Origin of the sequence: Stenotrophomonas sp. TWI1409 (genome assembly GCF_039673015.1) — a bacterium.
In the GTDB taxonomy this organism is placed as follows: domain Bacteria; phylum Pseudomonadota; class Gammaproteobacteria; order Xanthomonadales; family Xanthomonadaceae; genus Stenotrophomonas; species Stenotrophomonas maltophilia_A.
This window is the reverse complement of sequence record NZ_JBDJKU010000001.1, coordinates 1-11,280: the sequence shown is the minus strand read 5'-3', so window position 1 is coordinate 11,280 and position 11,280 is coordinate 1. Positions and strand designations below refer to the sequence as shown.

Annotated in this window: 10 protein-coding genes; 1 reads left to right on the top strand and 9 read right to left on the bottom strand. The window is 66.5% G+C overall.

The genetic code is table 11. The features are described from left to right. Window positions 1-23: 23 nt before the first annotated feature. The 9 genes from ABE423_RS00050 to ABE423_RS00010 all read right to left on the bottom strand — a co-directional run bounded on the left by ABE423_RS00050 (window position 24) and on the right by ABE423_RS00010 (window position 10,040). Window positions 24-296, bottom strand: a complete 273-nt coding sequence (locus ABE423_RS00050) for a hypothetical protein (RefSeq protein ID WP_005409616.1) — start codon at window positions 294-296, stop codon at window positions 24-26. 253 nt (window positions 297-549) lie between these two features. Next, window positions 550-2,586: an elongation factor G gene (gene fusA / locus ABE423_RS00045; RefSeq protein WP_346484541.1), complete on the bottom strand. Its 2,037-nt coding sequence runs from the start codon at window positions 2,584-2,586 to the stop codon at window positions 550-552. A gap of 440 nt (window positions 2,587-3,026) precedes the next feature. Further along, window positions 3,027-3,785, bottom strand: a complete 759-nt coding sequence (locus tag ABE423_RS00040) for a hypothetical protein (RefSeq protein WP_180837726.1) — start codon at window positions 3,783-3,785, stop codon at window positions 3,027-3,029. A gap of 100 nt (window positions 3,786-3,885) precedes the next feature. Continuing rightward, window positions 3,886-4,509: a hypothetical protein gene (locus tag ABE423_RS00035; RefSeq protein ID WP_180837727.1), complete on the bottom strand. Its 624-nt coding sequence runs from the start codon at window positions 4,507-4,509 to the stop codon at window positions 3,886-3,888. Between the two features lie 107 nt (window positions 4,510-4,616). Next, entirely contained in the window at window positions 4,617-5,378 is a 762-nt protein-coding gene (locus tag ABE423_RS00030) for a heme ABC transporter ATP-binding protein (RefSeq protein WP_006366865.1), read from the bottom strand. After that, window positions 5,375-6,418, bottom strand: a complete 1,044-nt coding sequence (locus tag ABE423_RS00025) for an iron ABC transporter permease (RefSeq protein ID WP_012511012.1) — start codon at window positions 6,416-6,418, stop codon at window positions 5,375-5,377. The genes ABE423_RS00030 and ABE423_RS00025 overlap by 4 nt, the downstream gene beginning before the upstream one ends. Beyond that, window positions 6,415-7,461 (bottom strand): ABC transporter substrate-binding protein, encoded by a 1,047-nt coding sequence (locus ABE423_RS00020; RefSeq protein WP_346484540.1) that lies wholly within the window; start codon window positions 7,459-7,461, stop codon window positions 6,415-6,417. The genes ABE423_RS00025 and ABE423_RS00020 overlap by 4 nt, the downstream gene beginning before the upstream one ends. A 51-nt stretch (window positions 7,462-7,512) precedes the next feature. After that, a complete protein-coding gene (locus ABE423_RS00015) occupies window positions 7,513-8,889 on the bottom strand; it encodes a YncE family protein (RefSeq protein WP_065723255.1) in 1,377 nt (458 codons plus the stop codon). Window positions 8,890-9,011: 122 nt separating this feature from the next. Beyond that, window positions 9,012-10,040 (bottom strand): alpha/beta hydrolase-fold protein, encoded by a 1,029-nt coding sequence (locus tag ABE423_RS00010; protein WP_180837730.1) that lies wholly within the window; start codon window positions 10,038-10,040, stop codon window positions 9,012-9,014. A 278-nt stretch (window positions 10,041-10,318) separates the two neighbouring features. On the opposite strand from ABE423_RS00010, the gene ABE423_RS00005 reads away from it, so the two are divergent. Then, window positions 10,319-11,089: a methyltransferase domain-containing protein gene (locus tag ABE423_RS00005; RefSeq protein ID WP_253143106.1), complete on the top strand. Its 771-nt coding sequence runs from the start codon at window positions 10,319-10,321 to the stop codon at window positions 11,087-11,089. Window positions 11,090-11,280: the final 191 nt, after the last annotated feature.

Below are 11,280 nucleotides of genomic sequence, written 5' to 3'. Positions count from 1 at the left end.
ACAACGGCCACCCCACCGACGGCCTATTTCAACTGCAGGGGGTAGCGCTGCCAGAGGACGTGGACCAGGAACCCGGCCAGCTCGGTGTCGCGCGCGCTCACAGCAGCGCGGATCTTGTCCAGCAGCACCATGTCCGAGCAGGAGCGCACATCGGCGTGGTTGGCCTGCCCCGCCCGGCGCGCGCGGTAGCGCGCTGCGCGCTGCGCGTCACTCATTGCGTACCCGAACTTGGGCGGACGACCGCGCTTTCGCGGCAGGGTCAGCTCCAGGGTTCCGGGGTCTTTGTCATCACGCATGAGAGGGGTGCGGGCGGCGGCGAGCAACGGGGGGTGCGCAATTTATCGTGAGGCATCACTTTAATCCAGCTTTTTCTGCAGTTTTGTTGCGATGCAGTGCATTATCCCGGTGTCGATGCGAATTCATCCACGCATGGCGTGGATCTACTGCAGGGCCTGCAACCCGATCACCCGGTAGATCCACGCCATGCGTGGATGGGCGTTCCCGACGACAAAAAAAGGGAGCCCGCTCACGGGCTCCCCTCGCCTTTCCTCATGCAGCGCGTACCGGCTCGTAACCATGCAGGTGCGCCTCACTGCTGGCCCGCCCCTGGCTGAGCGAACGCAGTGATGTGGTGTAACCCACCAGCTGCGCCAGCGGCGCAAAGCCGCTGACCTCGGCGCGACCGTCCTGGTCGTCGATGCGGGCAATGCGACCATGGCGGCGGTTGAGGTCGCCAACCACATCACCCACCGACGCCGACGGCGAATGCACCGTCACCGCCATCACCGGCTCCAGCAGCTGCGTACCGCCCTCCACCAGCGCCGCCTTGATCGCCTCGGCACCGGCACGGTGGAACGCCATCTCCGACGAGTCCTTGGCATGGGTCTGGCCATCGACAAGACTGACCTCGATACCGACCACCGGATGGCCCTGCGGACCTTCCGACAGCGCGGCACGCACGCCCTTCTCCACCGCCGCGATGAAGCTGCGCGGCACCACGCCACCGACGATGCGGTCGTTGAACACCACCTGGTCGTCCTCGCGCGGCAATACATCCAGCACCACATGCGCGAACTGGCCCTGGCCACCGGTCTGCTTGACCAGCCGCCCCACCACGCCGGCCATCGCACGCAGCGGTGTCTCCTGGTAGGCCACGCGCGGCGAACCTACGCCCACCTCGACCTTCCATTCGCTGCGCAGGCGCTCGACCATCACCTCCAGGTGCAGCTCGCCCATGCCCCAGACCAGGGTCTCCGCCGTGTCGCCATCGGTTTCGACGCGGAACGAGGGATCTTCCTGGGCCAGGCTGGCCAGACCCTGCGCCATCCGGATCAGGTCGGCCGCACGCGCCGGCTCCAGCCGCCAGGCCAGCACCGGCGCCTGTGCCTGGATGTTCTCCAGGCGTAGCGGCTGCGCACGGCCGCTCAGCGTTTCGCCACTGACCGCATCCTTCCAGCCCAGCACCGCGACGATGTCACCGGCCACGGCCTGTTCGATGTCGTGGGTCTGGTCGGCCTGCACCCGCACCAGGCGACTGACACGTCGACCCTGCGGATGCTGCGAACTGGCCACGGCATCACCGACCTTCAAGGTGCCCGAGTACAGCCGCACGAAGCTCAGCGCACCGTGCTGCTGGTGGGTGATCTTGAACAGCAGACCGGCCAGCGGACCGTCCGGATCCGGCGGCAGCACCACCTCGCCGCTCTCGCTTTCGGCGGTCACGGCAGGCCGATCCAGCGGTGACGGCAGGTAATCGACCACCGCATCCAGCAGCGTCTCGATGCCCTTGTCCTTGAACGCGGCACCGGCCAGCACCGGCACGCCTGCACCGGCCAGCGTCGCGCGCCGGATCGCCGCCCGCAGCAGTTCCGCATCGATTGCGCGACCTTCCAGCCAGGCATCAGCCAGCAGTTCGTCGTGGTCGGCCACGGCCTCGACCAGTGCGTCGCGCTGCGGCTGCCACAGGGTGCGCGCCGCGTCGTCCCACGGGGTCACCGTGGTTACGGCACCATCCTGCCAGTGCAGCACGCGCTCATCGACCAGGTCGACCCAGCCGTTGAAGTCGCTTTCGCTGCCCAGTGGCACACCGAGCGCCCACGGCCGCGCCTGCAGCTTGTCCTGCAGCTGCTCCAGCACGCGCTCGAACGAGCCGCCGACGCGATCCATCTTGTTGACGAAGGCGATCAGCGGCACGCGATGGCGACGCGCCTGGCGCCACACGGTTTCCGACTGCGGCTGCACGCCATCCACGGCCGAAAACACAGCCACGGCGCCGTCGAGCACACGCAGCGAACGCTCAACTTCAATGGCGAAGTCGATGTGGCCGGGAGTGTCGATCAGGGTCAGCCGATGCGGCGGCAGGTCGCGTGGCGCCCACTGCGCCTGTACGGCGGCAGCGCCGATGGTGATGCCACGTTCGCGTTCGATCGCCGAGAAATCGGTGGTTGCGTTGCCATCGTGCACTTCGCCGACGCGATGGATCTCGCCGCTTTTCCACAGCAGGCGTTCGGTCAGCGTGGTCTTGCCGGCGTCGATGTGGGCAATGATGCCGAGATTGCGACGACGGGAAAGGACTTGGGTGTTCATGAGAAAGGTTCCTGCAAAGCCAACTTCGGGGGCCGCGCGCCCCGGTTGGCGACAGGGTGCGCGGCTAGCGTTCGGTCTCGGCGATCTGGTGCATGGCACGTTCTCCTTGGGTACTGGGTAGGGTCGACTGGGTAGAGTCGACTGTTGGTCGACTTGCGGGAAATCAGAAACGAAAAGAGCGCCCCGGAGGGCGCTCTGTCGAAGGTCCAGCGATGGCCGTCTCAACGGCCTCGTGGGGCTCCAGGCAGACACGCCCGTTCCGCGCTTGCGCGGGTCAGGGTGAAAAACTTCAGGAGCGGCATCCGGTTCATGGGGCGCATTCTAGACCTGCCAATCTGGCGCGCAAGTGAATATTGCGCACATAAATAGAACGATGAGGCCGACCGGCATCGGGGTCGGATCACTTTGCGGCGGCAGAGGGCTCTGACCCCTGCCCTGCTTTACTTGCAGTCGTGCAGCTTGCGCGCCTCACCCACCGTCGCAGCCTGGTCGTCCCCCATCGAGATCCAGCCCTTCAACGACATCGCCGGATCCACATGTGGCAGCCGCGGCCCCTCATGGACAACCACCTCGGTCCAGCTGCCGACCGGCGCCAATTCGGACAGGCGTGCCGCCTGGTCGTCTTCGGTGCTGAGCATGTCGTCCGGACCGGCCGGCGGCGTGGTATTCACGGTTTCCGTCTTGCGGGTTCGTACCCGAAGCGCACCATCCGGGAGCCGCTGGGTGATGACGTCGTAGCGCTCGACGCCATACGCCCACCTGTTTTCGCCAACGCTGCGAGTCTCGCTACCGTCATCAGCCACGGCCACCACCTCGCCTGCCGGCCCGACGACGCCCGCGACAACCCCAAGGCCTGACATCAGTGCCTGATAGACGATCATCTGCCGCTGCTCGGAGGTCAACGCTCCGGCCTTGAGCTTGGCGGCAGGAATCTGCAGGTACGCCGCTTCACTGCACAGCACCAGCACCTGCTGGTCGTCCCAGCTCACCGACATTTCCTCGTTGGCGAAGTACTGCGTCTTCATCGATGTCACTGCAGCGCCGTCGCTACTGGAATGCAGGGTCTCGATCAGCGAGGCGTTCTCGGCCGCGTGGGTCAGCGAAACTGAAGATGTCGACGCCGCATTGGCGGCAAATGCAGAGAAAAAGGCCGATGCGATCAGCAACGTCCGCGAAACACCTGAAGCGGAGGGCAACATTGAATCAGTCCATTGAATGTAACTGGCGCCGAATGATACAGCGTCCGGATGGCGCGACCCATCAGTCAGCACATGCAGATCCACTTTATTGGAAACCTCCTCAGCGGATGAACAGCGGCAGGGCCAGGATGCTGTCGCACGCCGGCGTGCAGCTGCGGAACTGCTCGGCGAGCACTTCGGCGCTCGGCGCGCCCGGCGCTGGTGTCGCCAGCCGGGTGTGGAAGGGATGGCGTTCCAGCAGCCAGGGCTGCGTCTGCTGCAACAGCCGTAACGACTCCGCTTCGCGATCGCGTACCGAGATCCAGGTCGGCCTTGAGTGCAGGCGGTCGAACAGTCCAGACACCACAACCTCACCGATGTAGGTCGTTTCGCCTGCGCGCACGTCGAAAGTCAGCGCTTCGTCTTCGGGCACCGCCCCGACGTATCCATAACCATGTTCGGTCAGGTAGCCGACATAGTGGCGCCCGGCCTTGGCGCGGATGGCGGCCAGACCGGCCCTGCAGCCGAACTCGAATTCGCCGCGCAGGTCAGCCAACGGCGACGTCGACCGCGTGCCGCTGGCAAAGATCGTGATCAGCCTGATGTTGCTGGTGGCGCAGTTCACCGACATCACCACGTAGCCCTCGTCCGCGGCCAGTGGAACATCCGGTCGTGCCTTCAGCGTCGCGCACCCACCCAGCACCGTCGCGAGCGCTGCCGCGACCACCCACGAAATCCCTTTCATCGTGCTTGCCCCCTGGTTCCGGCGGAGCATACGGGATCCGCTGCCGCCGCGCCATTGAGGGGCCTGATGCCGCGGTCAGAAGCGCCCAGCGCGACGCCCTCACACAGTCACGTGACCACCACCAGCGGCACCCCACGCCTTGGGTGCTCCAACACCACCACATCCTGCTGGTAGACCCGCTGCAGATTATCTTCGGTCAGCACTTGCAACGGCGTGCCATCGGCCGCCACCCTGCCCTGCTCCAGCAGCACGATGCGGTCGGCATAGCCGGCAGCCAGATTGAGGTCGTGCAGCACCACGATCACGCACGCACCGGCCTCGGCACAGGCGCGCACACTGCGCAGCGTGCGTTCCTGGTGACGCAGATCCAGCGCTGCGGTCGGCTCATCCAGCAGCAGCAGCGGCGTGTCCTGCGCCAGCACGCGCGCGAACGTGGTCCGGGCGGACTCGCCACCGGACAGCTGCTGCACCTCACGCAGGCGCAGCGCCTGCAGTTCAGCGGCATCGATTGCCGCTTCCACCTGGGCGTCGTCCACGGCTGGATCCGGCGGATGCGGAAGCCGCCCCATCGCCACCACTTCTTCCACACTGAAGGCGAAGCGCACGCCATGCTCCTGCGGCATCACCGCGCGCTCGCGTGCCAGCGGCCCGGCCTTGTAACCGGCCAACGGCTTGCCGAGTAGGCTTACTTCGCCAGCGTCGGCACGCAGGTCACCTGCCGCCACAGCCAGCAACGTGGACTTGCCCGCGCCATTCGGGCCAACCAGTGCGGTGACCGTACCCGGTTCAAACGCCAGCGAAATGCCGTGCAGGATCTCGCGCTGCTGGCGGCGCACCACCACTTCGTGCAGCTTCAACAACACGCTCATGGTGCGGCCTTGCGGCGCTGCTGCAGCACCAGCCACAGGAAGAACGGCGCGCCCAGCGCAGCCGAGAACAGGCCCAGCGGAATCTCCGCCGGCGGATCCAATGTGCGCGCGGCGGTGTCGGCCACCACGATCAGCAGTGCACCCAGCAGGCCGGACAACGGCAGCAACCAGCGATGACCAGGGCCGACCAGCAGGCGCGCCACGTGCGGCACCACCAGGCCGACGAAACTGATCGAACCAGCAAACGCCACCGCTGCGCCCACCAGCAGCGCACTGAACGCCACCAGGCGGCGACGCGTGCGGGTGACATCCAGCCCGAGGTGCTGTGCCTGGCGTTCGCCCAGCGCCAGCATGTCCAGCGGCGTAGCCAATCGCTGCAGCGCGAACACACCGATGGCGAACAACGGCACCACGGCCGCCACATCGGCCCAGTTGGCGCGCGCCAGCGAGCCCATCTGCCAGAACACCAGCGACTGCAGCTCGCTTTCGCTGGCGATATATGTGAGGAAACCGATCAACGCCGAGCAGAACGCGGCCATCGCGATACCGACCAGCAGCAGCGTGGCGTTGCCCGTACCCTTGCCGGGCCGGGCCAATGCGTAGGTCAGGCCGATCGCCAGTGCACCACCAGCGAATGCAGCCACCGGCACCAGCCAGCCGGCTGCGCCCGCAGCGCCGAGAACAATGGCAGCGACTGCACCCAGCGCAGCACCCTGGCTGACACCGACAATGCCGGGATCGGCCAGCGGATTGCCGAACAGGCCCTGCAGGCTGGCACCGGCCATCGCCAGCGACGCACCGACCATCGCGCCCAACAGGGCACGCGGAATACGCAGCTGCCAGACCACGGCGAGGTCGCGGCTGCTGACCGCCTGTGGATCGAGCAGACCCAGCTTCACCGCCAACGCCTGCATCACCTCCATCGGCGGCAGCCGCAACGGACCCACGGCGAACGAGGCCAGCACTGCCCCCAGCAGTGCCAGCAACGCCACCAGCAACATCGTCCGCCCGCGACGGCGGCGCCGATCCGCCGGACTCATGCCTTCGGCAACGCCGCCAGGGCCTTGGCCAGCGCCAGCGCACCAGCACCGGAACCGACACTGGTGTACTTCAGCTGCACATCCGGCATCACCCAGACCCGATTGGCCTGCCCGGCCGGGGTCTGCTTCAGCGTCGGGTACGCCTTCCACAGGCCTTCGGCACCGCCGAACAGCTGCAGGTCATGCTCGGTCACCAGGATCACTTCCGGTGCCGCCGCGACCACGCCCTCATTGCTCAGCTGCGAGTAGTTCTTCACTCCCGCTTCGGTACCGATGTTGATGCCACCCGCCAGTGCGATCAGCTGCGCCGACGCACTGTCGGCACCTGCAACGGTTGGTGAGCCACCGGCGCCGGTGGCCGAGACGTGGATCACTCGTGGCGCATGGCCCAACCCCTTGCCAATCGCTGCAGCCTCATCGAGCTGGCGCTGCACCTGCGTGGCAAGTGCCTGCCCTGCCTCGGCCAGCCCTAGTGCGGCGGCGACCTTGCGCACCTTGTCCGGCGCCGGCTGCAGGTCATCGATGACCACCGCCGGTTCACCCACCTCACGCAGCTTCTTCGCCAGTTCGGTGTGGCGGCGCAGACTGTTGCCGAGGAACAGCGAGCCCTGCAGGCTCAGCACGCCCTCCACGCCCGTGGTGCGGTTGAACAGGAACTGGTGCGGGGCAGCCAGGCCAGCCTGGGTGGTGGTATTGGTCGGCGCGGCGAACACCTGCTTGTCCAGTCCCAGCGCCTCGATCACCGCGATCACGTCGTCACCACCGGCAATGATGCGGCTGGTATCGGCCACCTCGACGTCGGCGCCGTCATCGGAATGCACCTGGGCCGGCAGCACAGCCTTCTGATCGCGCACGGCCGGCATATCGGTGCCGGCCACGCGCTGCCAGCCAGCCGGCAACGCGGCTTCGCCAGCCGCGGTTGCGGCGGCGGGTTCAACCGGCTTGCCGGTGTCCGAGGGCGTCGATGAACCGCCACAGGCAGCCAGTGCCAGCGAGACAGCCAACGGAAGCGCACACAGGCGCAGACGGGACGCGATGTTCATGCTCGTTCTCCTTGCTGGTGGAGCGACGCGCACGCCGCCCCGCCGTGTGACTTACTGCTTCGGGGTGATGCGGGTGATGCGGTCACCCTTCGGGTCTTCGGCGCCGCGCGACTTGTTCACCGCGAACACGTTGCCCTTGCCATCGGCACGGACGTGGTTCGGCAGCGTGCCGCCGTCGAGGTTGGCGACCACCTTGCCGTCACCGTTCACCACGGTGACCGTGCCAGCGCCACGGTTGCTGACGTAGGCCAGGCCGGAGGCATCATCGAAGGCGACGTTCAGCGCGCCGGCGCCGACCGGCACATCGTGCAGCACCTTGCCGGCGGCCACATCGACGATCAGCAGGTTGTCGGTGCCCTGCGAGGCCACGTACAGGCGGTTGCGCGCTGCGTCGAAGGCCACGCCCGAGGCGCTGATCGAATTGCCTAGGTCGATGACCTTCTCGACCTTGCCGCTGGCCACGTCGATCACTGCCGCTTCCGGGGTGCCGATGCTGACGGTGAACAGCTTGCCGCCCTTCTCGTCCAGCACCAGGCTCATCGGGGTGAACTTGCCGTCGTCCACGCCGGACTCCAGCGTCACCGCCGGCAGCTCCTTGAGGGTCTTGGCGTCGAACACCGACAGATGGTCCTCGCCCGTGGCCGAGGCGAACACCTTGCCGTGGGTGCCATCAACCACCACGTCGCGCGCGTGCGGCACGGCATCGACCGGGAACTGGTGGACCAGCGACAGGTCCTTCTGGCGGTAGACCGCGATGGAGTTCTGGCGGGTGTTGGTGACCCATACATTGCCGTTGGTGTCATCCACGCCAACGCCGTAGACCGCGTAGACCGCGCCATTGGTGCTGCCCGGCACCTGCGCCGGGGTGATCGCCTTGGTCACCTTCAGCGACTTCGGGTCCAGCTTCAACAGCTGCGACTGGGTCACCGGCGGGCGGCCCACGGCCGAGGTCACGAACACCGCGTTGCTGGCGGCGCTGTAGGCGGACTGATACAGGCCCGGCACCAGCTTGTTGGACTGGGTGGCGAACTGCGCCTGGCCGGACAGCGGCAGCTGCGGCGAGACACGCAGCTTCAGCACGGTGGCTGCAGCCGGCTGGCTGGCGCGCACCACCACCGGGTGGGTACCCGGCACGGCGTCGGCCGGAATGCTCAGCTGGGTCTTGAAGTTGCCATCGGCATCGACCACCAGCGGCTGCGTGTTGAGTACGCTGTCGCCACGCAACAGGCTGACTTTCTGGCCCGGCACGAAACCGCGACCGACCACGTCGGCAGTGCTGCCGGGAACCACGTTCTCACCGCGCGAGACGACCTCGCCCTTGAAGGTGGCGTTGGCCGGCTGATCGAACACCGGCTGTGCGGTGGCGGTCACGGCCAGCAACAGGCCAGCGGCGAGAGATGTGAGACGGAAAGACGGACGGAACGACATGGAAGGCTCCTTGCACACGTAGGCCGCGCCACGTGACGCGGGATTCATCGGTTGCCTGGGCCGCTGCACATCGGCAGCCTCGCCTGGGTAGTGGGGTCGCACGCCTTGGCATGCGAAGGGATTCATTCGGCGGCGTTGTCACCGCTATTGGGTGCGCCGTCACCGGCACTGCGGTCGGTCACGCCGTACAGTTCATGCAACGCGGCATGGAACGACGCAGGCAGCATCGGGCCGTGACCGAGGCCGTCGAACTCGCGGTACTGCACGCGCATGCCCGGCACCTTGGCCAACCGCTCGGACAGCTGCATCGCCGCATCCGGGGTGGCACCACCGATGCGGCGCAGGTGTGCGACCACGCGCGGATTACTCATGTCGCGCTTGCCGCGATCACCGACACGCTCGGCACCGCCCAGCATCAGCCAGAGCTTTGCTGGCTGGCCATGCACGTTCTGCACGAACTGCTGTTCCGGATCACCCAGCGCCGCGCCCTGGCTCCACCACAGCGACGGACTGGCCGCCAGATAGGACTGGAAGGCGGCGGGACGGGTGTACAGCGCATTGAGCACGAACAACCCACCCAGCGAGTGGCCCCAGAGTGCTTGCTGCTGCGTATCAATGCGTGCGCGGCGCTCGACTTCCGGCTTGATGCGGCGTTCGATCACATCCAGGAACGCGGCAGCACCGCCACCGACCGCCTGGGTCGTACCGCTCTCGTCGTCGGCGCGGTCGATCCACGCGGTGTAGTCGCGGGTGCGCGCCTTGGAATCGATGCGCAGGTCGTTGTCGTAGCCGATCAGCACCAGTACCGGTGGCGCCTTGCGTGCCGCCAGCTCGGCCAGCAACGGCTGATCCAGCACCATCGCCACCGCATTGCCATCCAGCGCGTACAACACCGGCATCGGCGCCTTGCCGGCCTTGGCCGGGATCGCCACATTCACCCGCCAGCGGCGTTGCTGGTCAGGGCTGTCCACCACGAACTGCTCGAAGCGATAGCTCGCCGCCGGCTCGTCGAGCACGGTGTGGCCGATCTTCTGCAGCGGATTGCGCTGCTGGGCATGGGCGTACGGGGTGGCCAGGAGCAGACCCATCATCAAGGCGACCAGGCCGCGGGCCAGTGGACCACGGCGCGAAGGCGGGACGAAATGCTTCATCAGCGGCGGCAGAAGCGGCTCACGGCCGCCGGTTCACAAGGGACCGCAGTCTACCTTAAACGCGAATGATTATCACATCGATCGAACGTCACACTGTGTATCACGCGCGCATGAGGGCCTTCGGCACGAAACGAGACAATGGGCAGGCTGGATTCGCGCCACGGCCATACGGCAAGCTAGGCGGTATCAACAAGAACAGGGACTGTCATAGCGTGTACGCCATTTGCCGCAGCCTTGCCCGAAAAGGGCTCGACACGATTCGCCCACACGTCTTCCCCGTGAGCATACCGACCACCGAGAGGCCCGCGTGCAACATCTGCGGTTTCCGCCTGCGAGCATCCCGCGAGGCCATCGCCGAAAGGGAAACCCGCAGCTGTATTGGCTGCGGATCCACTCTGCGCTTCCGTGCCCTCATGGCAGCCCTGCAGTCGGAGATGGACCAAGCGCGGGAGATCCGCGTGCTTGAGCGGATCCCCAGGCGCGGACAGATCAAGGGAATCGGCATGACCGACGCCCATATCTACACTAATGCCCTGCGGCGCAAGTTCGATTACATCAATACCTACTTCCACAAGCGCCCCATGCTGGACATCCGTCACCCAGCCGCACACTACCTGGGAAAATATGACTTTGTTGTCAGCTCAGATGTACTGGAACACGTGGATGGGCCCTGCGAGCGCACGCTCGAAAACCTGCGGGCATTGTTGAAGCCGGGCGGGCTGCTTGTGCTCACCGTTCCCTATGGATTTCACGAGGTCACGATTGAGCACTTCCCTGAGCTCAACGACTACCGGATCGAGGGCAAAGGTGCGGATCGGGTTCTTGTCAACATCACCAGCGATGGCAGGGAGCAACGATTCTCTGACCTGTCCTTCCATGGTGGTGACGGCTCAACTTTGGAACTGAGGATCTATTCGTATCCTCACCTGGTGCGATTGCTGGGGGAAGCCGGCTTTGTTGACGTCAAGCTGCACGATAGCCAATACCCGCAATGGGGCATCATCCACGACAGCCCGCTGGGCTTGCCTATAACGGCACGCGCTGCATAGGCCGTCAGCCCCCTCCGGTATCCTGCCTCGCGCAACCGACACCACCTTGCAAATGACGAAGCCGGCATCACGCCGGCGTCGCCCCCCCCCCCCGCGGGGGGGGGGGGGGGGGGCGGGGGGGGGGGGGGGGGGGGGGGGGGGCGGGGGGGGCGGGGGGGGGGGGGGGGGGGGGGGGGGGGGGGGCGGGGGGG